The sequence below is a fragment of the Bradyrhizobium sp. SZCCHNR2028 genome (assembly GCF_032380995.1).
Classification (GTDB): Bacteria; Pseudomonadota; Alphaproteobacteria; order Rhizobiales; family Xanthobacteraceae; genus Bradyrhizobium.
In genome coordinates this window covers 1-14,200 of the sequence record NZ_JAUHJF010000020.1, presented here as the reverse complement: position 1 = coordinate 14,200, position 14,200 = coordinate 1, and the positions used below count along the sequence as shown (strand labels likewise).

Here is a 14,200-nt window from a genome sequence, read left to right as displayed (position 1 = left end):
CATGCCGCAGCGTAGCTTGCTACGCGGACGAACGGCGTGGCCGCGGACGTGAAGTCGCAGCGTCCTGACACCCCGATGCTGGTGTTACGTTCGCGATGGCGCTGATGCGCCGCGCGGACAATGGTGGCCAACAGCCCGGCGCACCAGGGAGACTGCGTATAAGCGTGAAGACCATCGCGCAGGGAATGCCGGTGATCGGCTGCACCTGTGGTACCTGCCGCCTGCATTTTTTGCTGCAGGCGGGCCATGGGTGAGGCCTTCACCCGGCATTCCCTGCGCCCTCCCATGTGTTGGAGGGTCGTGTCGACCGAACCACTCGGGCGTGATCCGCCGCGAGGCCGTAAGGTCGTGTCAGAAGCTGTTTGAGATGTGAATCGGGCGAGCCTGAGCGACACTGCCGTAGGGTGGGCAAAGCAGCCGCCCGCAGGGCGGTCGCGTGCCCAGCGTCGATCTCCGCACGCGGAGCAAATGGTGGGCACGGCGCGCGAGGGAGCGCGGCATGATGCACACAGTATCGCCCGCGCGCCTTTGCCCACCCTACACGCTTAGAATTCGCAAGCTTATGCGCGGTGCAAGTGAATGCGCCCTCTCCCCTTGGACCTACTTAAATTCCTCGCGCATCTTCGCCTGGATCTTGGCCATGCCGCCGAGCCAGCGGTCGTAGTTCTCGGTCTTCTTGCGCATGTAGCCGAGCACCTGCGGATGCGGCAGGATCAGGAAGCTCTCCTCGGCAAGGCCCTTCAGCACGTCCTGCGCGACCTGCTCCGGCGTCAGATCGCCGTCGCCGGATTGCGGGCCCTTCGGGATCGCGCGCAGCATGTCGGTGTCGACGCCCTGCGGACACAGGATCGAGACCTTGATGTTGTCAGCCTTGTGCGAGATCGCGAGGTTCTCGGCAAATCCCACCGCGGCATGCTTGGTGGTGGAGTAAGGCGCGCTGCCGACCTGCGACAACAGGCCGGCCGCCGAGATCGTGTTGAGGAAATAGCCGCCGCCGCGCGCCTTGTAGCGCGGGATCAGATGCCGCGCCGCATAGACATGAGCCATCACGTGGATGGCCCAACTGCGCGCCCACGGCTCGTCGGAGGTGCCGCCGGCATTCACCGACAACGGGTCGAAGCCGCCGCCGATGCCGGCATTGGAGCAGAACAGCGCAATGGGTCCGAACTGCCGCTCGGTCTCCTCGATCACGTGCCGGATGTCGGCTTCCTGGGAGACGTCGCATCTGAAGGCTGCGCCGCCGATGCCATCAGCGACGGCCTTGGCTCCGGCTTCGTCGAGATCGGCCACGATCACCTTGGCGGCACCGGCCTTCGCAAAGGCCTCGCACAGCGCCTTGCCGATGCCGCGGGCTCCGCCGGTGACCACAACAATCTTGCCGGTCACCTGCATGCAAAGCCCTCCTCGTGGAATTTTCTAGGTCAAGACCAGATCGAGCACCGCGGTATAGTGAAAGCCGGCGCCCAGCAACACGAAACCATGCCAGATCGCGTTCTGGAAGCGCAAGCGCCGCCACGAGTGGAAGATGACGCCGAGGCTGTAGAGGATGCCGCCGGTGAGCACGCAGGCCAGGACCGAGGCCGGCATCACCGAGATCACCCGGTCGTACATCATCACGCCGCTCCAGCCGAGCGCGAGATACAGGCCGATCGAGAGCGCATCGAAGCGCCCGGGCCAACGCAGCTTCAGCACGATGCCGAAGATGGCGACGCCCCAGACACCGAGCAGCAGCGCCGCAGAGAATACCGTATCCTTCAGGGCGGCGATGAACGGCGTATAGGTGGCTGCGATCAGGACGTAGATGGCGGAGTGGTCGAAGCGGCGCAGCACCCATTTGGTCGGCGACACCGGCCACAGATTATAGGTTGCCGACAGCGTCAGCATCGAGAGCAGTCCCGCGACGTAGATCGACACCACCACGATGTCGACGGCGCTGGCATAGATCGAGGTCAGCACGACGAGCACGGTTGCGGCGACCAGCCCGGCGGCGATGCCGACGACGTGGACGACGCCGTCCGCGATCATCTCGACCCTGTCGTAGTTCCAGCGCATTGCGCCGGTGGCGGCATGGACGGAGGTCGAGGCGAACTGCTTCAGTTGAAATACGGTCATGTCAGAACCTGGTGCCGGTTTTCCGGGACAATTGTGCCGGAAGGATTATGGTTTCCAGTGGTCAACGTTCCGTTCAAAGTCTGGTTCTATCCGGAAACGGGCCGGAATTGTGAGCTTGAATCCGGCGTTTTGCATCGCCACCTGTCAAAAATCGCTCACGCCCTTTTCAACTGCGAATTCCCCCTCCTCCCATGGTGACCTTTTCCGAACTCGTCGAGGAAGCGCGGCTCTCGGCCCGTGCCCTGCTCGATTATGGCGAGAGCTTCCTCAACCCGACCATCCGCCTCGGCGTCACCGGGCTGTCACGGGCCGGCAAGACCGTGTTCATCACGGCGCTGATCCACGACCTCGTTCGCGGCGGGCGCATGCCGGTGTTCGAGGCCTTGGCATCGGGCCGCATCGCCCGCGCCTATCTGACGCCGCAACCCGACGACGGCGTGCCGCGCTTTGCCTATGAGAGTCATTTGCGGGCGCTGGTCGCCGAGCGGCGCTGGCCGAGTTCGACCGTCGACATCAGCGAGCTCAGGCTGGTGATCGAATTCCAGCGCGCCAACGGCGCCGAGCGGACGCTCACGCTCGACATCGTCGACTATCCCGGCGAATGGCTGCTCGACCTGCCGCTGCTGAACAAGAGCTATGAGCAGTGGGCGCAAGAAAGCCTCGCGCTGTCGCGCAGCGAGCCGCGCGCGCATGTCGCCAAGGACTGGCACGCGCATCTGGCGACGCTCGCCCCCGAAGGCCAGGAGGACGAGCCGGCGACGCTGGAGGCGGCGCGGCTGTTCACCGAATATCTGCGCACCTGCCGCGACGAGCGCTTCGCCATGAGCCTGCTGCCGCCCGGCCGCTTCCTGATGCCGGGCAATCTCGCGGGCTCGCCGGCGCTCACCTTCGCGCCCCTCGACGTGCCGGCCGAAGGCCAGGCGCCGAGCGGATCGCTGTGGGCGATGATGGCGCGGCGCTACGAGTCCTACAAGGACATCGTTGTCAGGCCGTTCTTCCGCGACCACTTCGCCCGGCTCGACCGCCAGATCGTGCTGGTCGACGCGCTGGCGGCGTTCAATGCCGGCCCCGAGGCGCTGCATGATCTCGAAGCCGCGCTGACCGGCATTCTCGATTGCTTCCGCGTCGGGCGCGGAAACATGCTGACGGCGCTGTTCCGGCCGCGCATCGACCGCATCCTGTTCGCGGCGACCAAGGCCGACCATCTGCATCACACCAGCCACGACCGGCTCGAAGCGGTGCTGCGGCGTGCCGTCAACCATGCCGTCGCGCGCGCCGAGAGCACGGGCGCTGCGATCGACGTCGTGGCGCTGGCCGCGGTCAGGGCGACGCGCGAGGCGCTGGTCGCCCGCGGCCGCGACAAGCTCCCCTCGCTGCTCGGCACCCCCGCCGCCGGCGAGAGCGCCAATGGCGAGATCTTCGACGGCAACACCGAGGTCGCCACTTTTCCGGGCGAGCTGCCGGCCGATCCGGAGGAGCTGTTCAAGGGGGGCGCCTATCGCGGCCTGTCGAGCGCCGCCGCCGACGGGACCGATTTCCGCTTTCTTCGCTTCCGCCCGCCTTTGCTGACCCCAGATGCTGGCGCCGAGCCCGCTTTGCCCCATATCCGCATGGACCGCGCCCTTCAGTTCCTGATCGGAGACCGGCTGCAATGAGCGAACGCGCCAAGCCACGTCGTCCCCAGACCTTCCGGCTCGACGATCCCGACGTCGTCGTGGTCGATGCCGAAGAGGCCACCCGGCCGGGCCGCGGCACCATCCAGATCACGCCGGAGGCCGATCCGGCGCAATTGCCGGTGCCGGTCGAGACCGTCCTGCCGGCGCGGCGCGGCTTCGGCTGGGGCGCGCTTTTTTGGGGCTCGGTCGCCGGCCTCGTCCTGCTCGGACTCGGCCTCGGCGTCGTCAGACTGATCGAGGATCTGTTCGCCCGCAGCGAAGCCCTCGGCTATGTCGGCGCGGGGTTCGCGGCCGCAGCCGCGATTGCATTGGCGGCCGTCGTTGCCCGTGAGACCTACGGGCTGGTGCGTCTCGCCACCATCGAGAAGCTGCATCAGCGCGCGGCCGCGGTGCTGCTGTCCGACGATCGCGCCGAGAGCCGCGAGGTGGTCGCCGAGCTGCTGCGGATCGCACATGCCAATCCCCGGCTGGCGCGTCCGCGTGCCGCGCTTGCCGGCCACGCCGACGACATCATCGACGGCGGTGACATGATCAAGCTCGCCGAGCGCGAGCTGATGGCGCCGCTCGACATCGAGGCACGGCGGCTGGTGTCGGTCGCGGCGCAACGGGTTTCCGTGGTCACGGCCGTGAGCCCGCGCGCGCTGATCGACGTGCTGTTCGTCTTCGTGGCAAGCTTGCGGATGATCCGTCAGCTGGCGCGGCTCTATGGCGGCCGTCCCGGCGCGCTCGGCATGATCAGCCTGTTGCGCCACGTCGTCGCGCATCTCGCCATCACCGGCGGCATGGCCGCGAGCGACAGCCTGATCCAGCAGGTGCTGGGGCATGGCATCGCGGCCAAACTGTCGCAGCGGCTCGGCGAAGGCGTGCTCAACGGACTGCTCACGGCGCGGCTCGGCCTCGCGGCCATCGACGTGACGCGGCCGATGCCGTTCGCCGCGCTGCCGCGGCCGGCGCTGGCGGATCTCGCCAAGGATCTCCTGCGCAAGCAGGAGGACCAGGCATGAAGCTCAGGCCCGCGGCGTGTGATCGGGGTCACCGGCGAGCCAGCGCCATGGGTACAATGGCGAGTCCGGTGGCGGCGCCAGCTCCGGCGTCCAGCCCGTCAGCTTGCCGAACGCGTAAGTGTCCATGACGTGGCCGCGCCAGCTCCGCTCGACATGTCCGAGCGGCTCGCGGTGCGCGGTCGTGTCCGCCAGCAGCGGGCCGGCATTGTCCGGCTCGCGCACGACATAGAGGCCGGCATGTCCTGCGATCAGGTCCATGCCGGGATCACGGAAGCCGATGAAGCGGGCACGCTCGTTGATCTGGACCACCGGCACGCGGCCTCTGAAGAACCACCGCATCATTGCGTAGGTGCGGTAGTCGGAGGTTGCGATCCAGGTGGCGCCGGTGTTTGCCAGTTCCTGCTCAACGCGCGCCGCAACCTGCTGATAGCCCGCCTCGGCGCCGATCGGATCGGCTCGTCCGAGGAAATTCCAGGGCGCTGCGACGTAGTAGAGGAAGATCAGGACCACCATGGCAATGCCGCTGACGACGGCGATGCGCGCCCAGCGCATCGTCGATCGGACGAACCAGGCGGGCGCGCCGTCCTGCGGCATCTTGACGATGTTGATCGCGACCGCCGCAAACCCGATCGGCCACATGAACATCGGCCAGGTGTCACCGATCCGCAAAGTGAGCGACTTCCAGAGGAAGTAGAGGAACGGCACCAGCACCGCCGTCGACAGCAGAATCGCGACCGGCTCACGCGTGCGACAGCCGCGCCAGGCCTTGAGCGTCAGCGCCGACAGCGTGACCGGCAGCAGGACGAAGCCGACCTGTCCGAATTGCAGTCCGATGTAATCGCCCAGCGTCCGCAACGAAAAATCATGCGGCGCCGTGGCGCGAACGAACTGGAAGCGGAACGAGGCCCAGTCGTGCTGAACGTTCCAGATCAGCACCGGCGAGAACACGGCGAGCGCGATCAGCGCCCCGCACCATGGATAGGGACTGAGAAGCCAACGGCTGCGCCAGGCCGGAACGAGCAGGAACGCCGCCACGCCCGGCAGCAGCATGACCACCGTGAATTTGGACAACAGCGCCAGTCCACCGAACAGTCCGGCGGCGAGCCACCAGCGGCCATCGTCGCTCTCGGCGAGGCGAACCAGCGCCCAGATCATCGCGAGCGCAAACGGGATCGCCGCGACATCCGGCGCCACCTTGGCCATCAGCAGGCCATAGTAGAGCGCCGCCTCGGGCAGCAGCACCGCGAGGATCACGGCCCGCATATCGTGAGTGGTACGGCGAACGATGTCGGCGAGCAGGAGCTGCGTCACCCCCATCGCGAGGATGCCGGCAAAGCGAACACCGAGATTGGTATCGCCGAACAGGGCAGTGCCCAGCCGGATGAACCAGGCGATCATGGGCGGATGATCGAGGAAGCAGAGCTGCAGCTCCTTCGACCAGGTCCAGTAATAGGCCTCGTCGGTGCGCAGATCGAGCGTCCCGGCATAGACGATGCGGATGATCGTCATGCTTGCGATCACGGCCGCAGCCATCAGCCACGCAGCGCGCGTGGACCGAGACTCTGGGCTGTCGATGCCTGGGGAAATGGCCGTCACGCGGTGCTTTTCCCCGACTCCGCCGGGCGAGTCAACGTTCCCGCGCACAGCTCGCGCCGCCGGATGACCGCCGTCACCAGCCCTCTAGGACAACAGGGAATAAATCTCTAGCATTGCCGCTCCAGATCATACGGACCACATGACCATTTCGATTTACCATCGTTTGCAGTCCGCCTGTCGCGGCATCGGTGTGCGGCAGGTGCGGCTGATCTGCGGCTTCATACTCTTCAGCTACCTGCTCAGTCACTTTCTCAACCATGCGCTCGGCAACATCTCGCTGCAGGCGCTCGCCGAGGGCGTGTCCTATCATGTGGCGTTCTGGCAGTTTCTTCCGATCGCCGTGCTGTTCTATGCGGCCGTTCTTACCCATGGCGGGCTCGGCGTGTGGGCGCTTTATCAGCGCCGGCAATTCAGCCGCAGCACGATGGAGCCGCTGCAACTGCTGCTCGGCCTGAGCATTCCGGCGCTGATCTTCAGCCACATCGCCGGCGTCCGCATCGGGCAGACCCTGTACGGACAGGAGAAGCTGTACCCGCAGGTCCTGTACTCGTATTGGACCGGCCCGTCCTGGCGGATCTGGTTGATGTCGGCAGCCCTGCTGACGTCATGGGCGCATGGCTGCATCGGGCTGCACTTCTGGCTGCGGCTCAAGCCGTTCTACAAGCGCGCGGCGCCGTGGCTGCTCGCCTGCGCCGTGCTGCTCCCGGCGCTGGCGCTGCTCGGCTTCTACCGTGGAGGCCGAGACGTCATCGCCGCCAACGCAACACCGCAGTGGCGTGCCGAAAATCTTTCATTGAAGCAGACCGGCACGCCATCTGAACAGGCGGCGCTGGAGACCATCATGAACGGCTTTCTGGTCGGCTATGGCGGCCTGATCGGCTTGGCGCTCGCCGCGCGCGGCGTGCGAGCGGTCCATGAGCGACGTGGCGGCATGGTCACGCTGTCCTACAACAATGGCCGCTCCATCCGGGTGCCAAAGGGTTTGTCCGTGCTCGAGGCCAGTCTGCGCAACAACGTACCGCATGCCAGCATGTGCGGCGGCCGCGCGCGCTGCTCGACCTGCCGCATCAGGGTGATCGGAGATCCCGGCGCGCTGCCGCCCCCCTCGCCTCGCGAGGCCTTCGTGCTCGCGCAGATCGGCGCGGCGGACCCGTCGGTCAGGCTGGCCTGTCAGTTGCGCCCCACCGACGATCTTTCATTCTTTCAACTGTTCATGCCGAACCCGACACCCGGCGAGCGCGGCAGCTCGCGTGCCGGAATCGGGCAGGAGCGCTACCTCGTCAGCCTGTTCGTCGACATGCGCGGATCGACCGGCCTCGCTGAGAAACGGCTGCCGTTCGACGTGGTGTTCATCGTCAACCGCTTCCTCAGCGCCGTCTCCCAGGCCGTGCTGGCGAATGGCGGGCAGCCCAATCAGTTCGTCGGCGACGGTATGCTCGCGCTGTTCGGACTAGCCGCCGATTCACATGTCGCCTGCGGCCAGGCGATCCAGGCGGCGCGTGACATCGCGGCCAACATCGCCGAGCTGAACGCGTTCCTCAGCCATGATCTGCATGAGCCGATCCGCTTCGGCATCGGCATTCACGGCGGCGAGGTGATCGTCGGCGAGATCGGCTATCGCGACCACATGGTGTTCACCGCGCTGGGCGACGCCGTCAACGTCGCATCACGACTGCAGGACATGACGAAGACCCTCGGCTGCCAGGTGATCATCTCGGACGAGGTCTACGCGCGGGCGCGACTCGCCTCCGACATGCTGCCGCAGCGCGAGGTCGAGATTCGCGGCCGCGCTGAGCCGATGCGCGTCAGGACGGCCGTGGATGCCGCCGAACTCGCTATGCTCTCGGACGAGGGGGCCGCGGCATGACGCGTTGCGTTGAACCTGTTTGCAGCCTGCGCTGTCATACCGAGAACGGTTGCAGCGGGTCCGCGGTGACTGGCGGAACGGTGGCGCTACGGTCAAAAGCCGCAAAGCCGCCACGATATCGATCATTTCGGGCCAAAACCGCCCGCTGTTTGCGCTATCACGCCTGTCGCAACCGCAGTAGTCTTGAATTTCGGGCCTGACGGTTTGCGGGGACCGCCGGCTCGTACTCGGATTGGTCCCGCGGAGGCGACGTATGGCTAAAGGTACGGTCAAGTGGTTCAACCCGACCAAGGGCTATGGCTTCATCCAGCCCGCGGCCGGGGGCAAGGACATTTTCGTTCACATCTCCGCAGTGCAGAAGGCCGGGCTGACGACCCTCAACGAGGGCCAGACGATCGAGTACGACGAGATTGCCAACCGCGGCAGGAGTTCGGCCGAGAACCTGAAAGTGTAGCGGACCAATTGGCGCGCCATTCCGCCTCGCGGCTTTTCGGCGCGATCGTTTCCCTCACCAAGCCAGCATGATTGTCGACACGTCGAAATAGACAGGAGCGGTGCCCGCTCCTGATCACATCTTTACGTTTGTTTGTAGTTTCGGCTCCCTCCCCGCCATTGCCTCGCTCGCCCGACCTGGGTCAAATGCGCCTCGAACCGCGCCGTCAGCAGAATTCCAGCGCGCGGAAACAAGCGACGGGAGCGACGCATCATGGACGACAAGGGCATTTTCCATGGCCTGAAGGTGCTGGACTGCGCGAGCTTCATCGCAGCCCCTGCAGCCGCCACCGTCCTTTCCGATTTCGGCGCTGACGTCATCAAGATCGAGCCGCCCGGCGCCGGCGATCCCTACCGCAACCTGCCGAACCTGCCGGGCTATCCGCGCAGCGAGCATAACTACGCGTGGTATCTCGAAGCCCGCAACAAGCGGAGCCTCGCGCTCGATCTTTCGAAATCCGAAGCTCAAGCCGTGCTGCAGCGGCTGGTGAGTGAAGCCGATGTCTTCATCACCAACTTCCCGCCGTCGGTCCGCGCCAAGCTCGGCCTCACCCACGAAAAGCTGGCGCCGCTCAATCCGCGGCTGATCTATGCGTCGTTCACCGGGTATGGCGAGAAGGGCGAGGAAGCCGACAAACCCGGCTTCGACAGCAATGCCTATTGGGCGCGCTCCGGACTGATGGACCTGGTCCGCGCCGACGAGAGCACGACACCCGCCCGCTCCGTCGCCGGGATGGGCGACCACCCCTGCGCGATGGCGTTCTATGGCGCGATCGTCACGGCGCTTTACCAGCGCGAGAAGACCGGCAAGGGCTGCCATGTCGCCTCCAACCTGATGGCGAATGGTGTCTGGGCGGCCTCCGTGCTTGCTCAGGCCAAGCTTTGCGGCGCGACCTTCGTCGAGCGGCGGCCACGCGAACGCGCGCTGAACGCGGTCGCCAATCACTACAAGTGCCAGGACGGCCGCTGGATCATGCTGTCGCTCCTCAATGAGGAGAAGCAGTGGCCGATCCTCGCCCGTTGCCTCGGCCGGGAGGAGCTGATCGATGATCCGCGCTTCGTCACCAAGGCCGATCGCCACGCCCGCTCGGTCGAGCTGATCCACGAATTCGACGTGGTGTTCGCGACCAGACCGTTGGCCGAATGGCGCCGGGTCCTCGACGGCAGCGGGCTCGTGTTCGGGGTGGTCGGAATTCTCGACGACATTCCAAACGACAGGCAGATGATCGAGAACGAGGTGCTGGTGCCGTTCGAGAACGACACCATGCTGACCGTCAACAGCCCGATCTTCATCGACGGCCAGCGCAAGGTCACCCCGCGCAAGCCGCCCGGCATAGGCCAACACAGCGACGAGATCCTGCGCAGCGCCGGCTTCGACGACGAGACCATCCGCGACCTGCGCGCGCGCGGCGCGGTGGCCTGAGCTAGCGGGTCGCGATGAAGCACATGCCGAACCGCGTCGCCGGGCCGGTCTGACAGGACAGGTTCGCGGCGCAGGTCCAGGTCGAGAAGCTCTTGTCGTTGTCCGCGGCAGCGGCGTGGCTCGCGTAGCAATGCCCGCCCCAGCCGTCATTGTAGACCGTGCCGGCGAGCTCATCGCTGCCGCGCAATTGCGGGCGGCTGGCGAAGCCGCGCGAGAAATCCGGAGTCCGCCCCTCGGCAAAGGCGTTGAGGATGTCGCGCCGGCGGACCTGGTCGCCAAAGAAGTGCGGCGAGCCCGGCACCACGACGGTGTTGGACGGCTTCTCCGCCATCCAGTCGACGCCGGGAAAGTGAAAGCCGCCGATGCCGCGGGTCTGATGGCAGCCGCCGCAGCTCGAATCGTTGAGGCGGCGCTCGAAGCCCGCGACCGACCGGATGTTCTGCAGCACGATGCCCTGCGCGGCCGCCTTCTCCAGCGCACCGACCACGTCGGCCTCGGTGAACACCGCGCCCTGCCCGGCCGCGCTCCCCTGCACCAGCCCGTAGGCCGGCAGCAGATCGGAATTGACGAATCCGACCGGGGTCGGCGCCACCGCAACCTTGGCCAGGAACTGCTCGGGGATCACCGCGGTGCCGCGGTCGAGCTCGCCGAGATGGACCGGGTCGAGCAGCCAGGCCTTGAACTCGCGCGCCAGCGCGGCATCCGCCAGCAGCCGGTCGCGATCGACCTGATCCTCCAGCACCGCCTCCTCGAACGTCCCGCTCGCGGCCTGATAGTCGAACACCTTCATCATGTAGTCGGTGCGGAAATCGCGGATCGCCGATTTCGGCGCATGCGCGATCTGCAGGTTGGTCTCGATGCGGTGGATGTTCTCCGGCCGGATCAGCGGCAGCGGGCCATCGGGAGCCATCAGCCTCGCTGCGAGCTCGGTGCCGGTCAGCTGCAGATCTGATGTCGCCAGCCAGCGCTTGGCGATCTCGGCGCAGCTCGGTGAATTGCGCTTGGCCTCATCGTCGCTGCGCGCCTTGAGCACGATGTTGAGCGTCATCGGCAGCCGCGGCGAGGCGACCTCGCCATCTTTGGCCTCGGGCGGCGTGGTCCGCGTCAGGCGGTACAGCAGCCGCACCTCGCCGCAATGGTCGGGATCGACGAAGGCGCGATCCATGCGATTGACAACGCCGGCCAGCACGAAGCGGGCATCGGGCGAATCGAGCACGGTGCGGTCGAACAGCTGGAACGCGTAGGACGTGCCGACGCCGATGCTCTCGTTCGGCAGCGTGGTCTTGTGCTTGTCGACATAGCGGTCGAACTCCGCGTCGAGCGCCTTGCGCACGGGAATCATCGACGGCAGCGCAAACAATGCCGCGTCGGTCAGCGGCGCATCGCTCGCGCGCGCAAGCATCTTCCCGAGGCCGAACGCGCCGTTATCGAGCTCACGCAGCGCGAACGGCTCGAGGATGGCGGCGCCGCGCTCGATCGGCGCGCTCTCGTCCGCATGAGCGAGCGAGCCGCAGCACAGCATGACAAGGCCCAATACCGACAGTCGCAAGACGCGCCTCCTTGCTTCCACGAACACGCAATTGACGGCCTGCTAGCCCTCGAAGATAGCCGAAAGGCGGGCGGCTTCGGACAATTGTGCGACGAGGCGCCTCACGTCGCGGTGAGGCGCCTCGTCAGATTCGTCTCCAAAAACAGATGGTCCGTCAGCGCGCGACGACAAGCCCCTTGGTGGTGACGACCACCCAGCGACCGTCCTGCTTGCGGATCGCGTCGACCTTGCCGAGGCCCGGCACGGGATCGCCGGCATAGACCTCGTAGAGGCCACCGCGGCCCTCGATCAGCGCGCCACCACGACCGACGTCGCGCAGCACCCAGCCCTCGACGACCTTGGGCTTGGTGGCCTCCGCGCGGCTCGGCTCGGGGCGAGCGGTCTCCGCCCTCGCCCGCTCGGCCCGGCTCGCCTCTGCCCTTGCTGCTTCGGTCCTGGCTGCCTCGGTGGTCCCCGCGTCGGCCCGGCTCGCCACGCCCGCGGGCGGCGCCGCCGCATTGATCGCGCCCACCGCCTGCGGCACGGACGCGGCGCTGTCTCGCGCGGGGGCCTGCGCGGTCGCGGACGCCTGCGCGGCGCGCAGCCGGTCCACGGCCTCGCTCAGACGCTGCAGCTCGCTCGGCTTGGCCGACGATTTCGTCGACAGGTCACCCAGGATCTTCTCGAGCCGGTCGAGACGCTCGGCGGACTTGTTGAGCTCGACGAGGCTGGTCTGATTGGTCTGGTCGAGGCTCGCCTTCAGCGCGGCGACATCATTGTCGATCCGCGCCACGGTCGCGCCAAGCGTGGAGTCTGTAGCCTCGCCTGCCGCCGCATCGGCCACGTCACCGCCGCCGGAGCGCGTGACGAACTTGGCCGTGACCAGACCACCGGCAACGCCGCCGACAATCATCGACAGCAGCAGGATCGCAGCCATGGCCGGCAGGCCGAGCCTGCCGTTTACGGCATGCGGCGGCGGGGTCTGGCCCGGCTGCGGAGGTGGCGGCGTCGCTCCGGCAGCGGTCTTGCTGGCCGCCGTTGCGGCAGCGGCCGCCGGCTTGGACGCCGCATTGAACTTGAAGGGCTCGGTCTTGAACTTCGCTTTGGCCCAGGCCGCGGCCTTGTCGACCGCGGCAAAAGCACCCGCCCTGGTCGCCGGTCCGGCATCCGCCTGGACTGGCGTGACCGGGCGCGTCGCGGACACCTCGGGTTTGGCCGCGGATGCCTGCTTGGCAACGGGCTCCGACTTGGCGACAGTCTCTGGCCTGGCAACAGTCTCCGGCTTGGCAGCCGGCTCTGGCCGGACGACGGCTTCTGTCTTGCTGGCAGCCACGGACTTGATCGGCGCGTCCGGCTTGATGGCCGTCTCCGGCTTCGGCGCAGCCGCCGCCATCGGGCCGACTTTCGGCGCATTGGCCGCGAGCATCGACAGCTTCGGTGTCTCGACCTTGAGGAGCTCATCGGCCGCAGCCGTCTTGATCGGCTCCGACTTGACCGGCTCCGTCCTGATCAGATCCAGGATCGTCGAGGGAGATTTCGCAGTACTCGAGCTCGCTGCGGCTTCGACTTTGCCCGTCGCCGCAAGGTTGCCCCCCGCCGCCTGGGCCTTGGTCAGCTCGGGCTTGACCTTGTCGGATTTGCCCTTGTCGGACTTGACCAGGTCGAGCCGCGCGGGCTCTGGTTTGGCTCGCTCCGGCTTCGCCGCTTGGATCTTGGCGGGCTCGATCTTTTCCGGCTCGGCCGTAAGGGCTTCGACCTTGACCTGTTCGGGCTTGACCGGCTTGACGCTGATCGTCCCAATCTCGGTGTCGGCCGTCATCTCGGTCTTGATCTCAGACTTGTTGGCCTCGGCCTGCGGCTCGGGCGCGGTCACCGCTTCCACGATCGCCGCCTTAGGGTCAATGCCCGGACGGTCAGCCGCAGGCGCTTCGTGATCCGGCGCGATCATGGGCGGGGCGACGGTCGCGATCGCAGGCACGGCCAGGTCGACTGCATCGGGGAACGCGGATGTCTTCGGCATCAGGTCGACACTCGCACTGGCCATGCCAGTCGTATCGGCCACGCCAAGGCTGGCCCGTTCGGGCTTTTGGTCGCTCACGTTCAGAGTCTCCGCATGACGTTGAGCACTTGGTAACCTTAGTTAGCGTTCGATTGATTGCCAAAATCTTACTTTTGGAAGGCTTACCTGAGTTTTAGGGATTCATACTGGGCGGATTTGCGCCAACAAAGTGGAGCAGATGTGGCGGGCGGTGCCCGAATATTCAGCTCTGGGCGGCATCGCCCGGTGTCAGCAGGCTCCGATCGGCTCGCGGCGCAGCGCGGTCGACGCGGAGACGAACGGAGCCGCTCTCGCGGCGCGATTGCGCCCGAGCTTTGACGATCATTCCCTCCTCATTAGTCGGAGGGCGCAGGGAAGGCCGGGTGCCGACTGGCTGACCTTGCCCCCAAGTTTTATCCAGATCTGAGTTCGTTCGGGCGGTTGGATGTGCCCATCCGGGCGGT

At 66.5% G+C, this 14,200-nt stretch carries 9 protein-coding genes and 1 pseudogene; 5 read left to right on the top strand and 5 right to left on the bottom strand.

From position 1 onward, the window contains the following. Positions 1–600 precede the first annotated feature (600 nt). Positions 601–1,392, bottom strand: a complete 792-nt coding sequence (locus QX121_RS25565) for an SDR family oxidoreductase (RefSeq protein ID WP_315734269.1) — start codon at positions 1,390–1,392, stop codon at positions 601–603. Between the two features lie 24 nt (positions 1,393–1,416). After that, positions 1,417–2,112 (bottom strand): PAQR family membrane homeostasis protein TrhA, encoded by a 696-nt coding sequence (gene trhA / locus QX121_RS25560; protein ID WP_315734270.1) that lies wholly within the window; start codon positions 2,110–2,112, stop codon positions 1,417–1,419. 191 nt (positions 2,113–2,303) lie between these two features. On the opposite strand from trhA, the gene QX121_RS25555 reads away from it, so the two are divergent. Continuing rightward, entirely contained in the window at positions 2,304–3,767 is a 1,464-nt protein-coding gene (locus QX121_RS25555; RefSeq protein ID WP_315813347.1) for a YcjX family protein, read from the top strand. Beyond that, the gene (locus QX121_RS25550; protein ID WP_315813346.1) at positions 3,764–4,792 is read left to right on the top strand and encodes a TIGR01620 family protein; all 1,029 of its coding nucleotides are present in this window, start codon (positions 3,764–3,766) and stop codon (positions 4,790–4,792) included. Before QX121_RS25555 ends, QX121_RS25550 begins: the two co-directional genes overlap by 4 nt. Positions 4,793–4,795: 3 nt before the next feature. Here the strand turns inward: QX121_RS25550 and QX121_RS25545 are convergent, their stop codons facing one another. Then, entirely contained in the window at positions 4,796–6,301 is a 1,506-nt protein-coding gene (locus QX121_RS25545) for a glycosyltransferase family 39 protein (protein ID WP_315813345.1), read from the bottom strand. A gap of 226 nt (positions 6,302–6,527) precedes the next feature. Here QX121_RS25545 and QX121_RS25540 point away from each other — a divergent pair, with 226 nt between their 5' ends. The 3 genes from QX121_RS25540 (at position 6,528) to QX121_RS25530 (ending at position 10,170) form a co-directional block, all read left to right on the top strand. Then, entirely contained in the window at positions 6,528–8,255 is a 1,728-nt protein-coding gene (locus tag QX121_RS25540) for an adenylate/guanylate cyclase domain-containing protein (RefSeq protein WP_315813344.1), read from the top strand. Positions 8,256–8,508: 253 nt separating this feature from the next. Then, the gene (locus QX121_RS25535; RefSeq protein WP_315734280.1) at positions 8,509–8,709 is read left to right on the top strand and encodes a cold-shock protein; all 201 of its coding nucleotides are present in this window, start codon (positions 8,509–8,511) and stop codon (positions 8,707–8,709) included. A gap of 252 nt (positions 8,710–8,961) precedes the next feature. Next, a complete protein-coding gene (locus QX121_RS25530) occupies positions 8,962–10,170 on the top strand; it encodes a CoA transferase (RefSeq protein ID WP_315734282.1) in 1,209 nt (402 codons plus the stop codon). A 1-nt stretch (position 10,171) separates the two neighbouring features. Here QX121_RS25530 and QX121_RS25525 read toward each other — a convergent pair whose 3' ends face one another. Further along, on the bottom strand, positions 10,172–11,692 hold the full coding sequence (locus tag QX121_RS25525) for a hypothetical protein (protein WP_315813387.1): 1,521 nt from the start codon (positions 11,690–11,692) through the stop codon (positions 10,172–10,174). A 181-nt stretch (positions 11,693–11,873) separates the two neighbouring features. Further along, positions 11,874–12,056, bottom strand: a pseudogene (locus QX121_RS31685) (hypothetical protein); the annotation flags it as partial. Positions 12,057–14,200: the final 2,144 nt, after the last annotated feature.

Coding starts and splice junctions, on each gene's coding strand:
- QX121_RS25565 (WP_315734269.1), bottom strand. CDS start 1,392: ATGCAGGTGACCGGCAAGATTGTTGTGGTCACCGGCGGAGCCCGCGGC.
- trhA (WP_315734270.1), bottom strand. CDS start 2,112: ATGACCGTATTTCAACTGAAGCAGTTCGCCTCGACCTCCGTCCATGCC.
- QX121_RS25555 (WP_315813347.1), top strand. CDS start 2,304: ATGGTGACCTTTTCCGAACTCGTCGAGGAAGCGCGGCTCTCGGCCCGT.
- QX121_RS25550 (WP_315813346.1), top strand. CDS start 3,764: ATGAGCGAACGCGCCAAGCCACGTCGTCCCCAGACCTTCCGGCTCGAC.
- QX121_RS25545 (WP_315813345.1), bottom strand. CDS start 6,301: ATGACGATCATCCGCATCGTCTATGCCGGGACGCTCGATCTGCGCACC.
- QX121_RS25540 (WP_315813344.1), top strand. CDS start 6,528: ATGACCATTTCGATTTACCATCGTTTGCAGTCCGCCTGTCGCGGCATC.
- QX121_RS25535 (WP_315734280.1), top strand. CDS start 8,509: ATGGCTAAAGGTACGGTCAAGTGGTTCAACCCGACCAAGGGCTATGGC.
- QX121_RS25530 (WP_315734282.1), top strand. CDS start 8,962: ATGGACGACAAGGGCATTTTCCATGGCCTGAAGGTGCTGGACTGCGCG.
- QX121_RS25525 (WP_315813387.1), bottom strand. CDS start 11,692: ATGCTGTGCTGCGGCTCGCTCGCTCATGCGGACGAGAGCGCGCCGATC.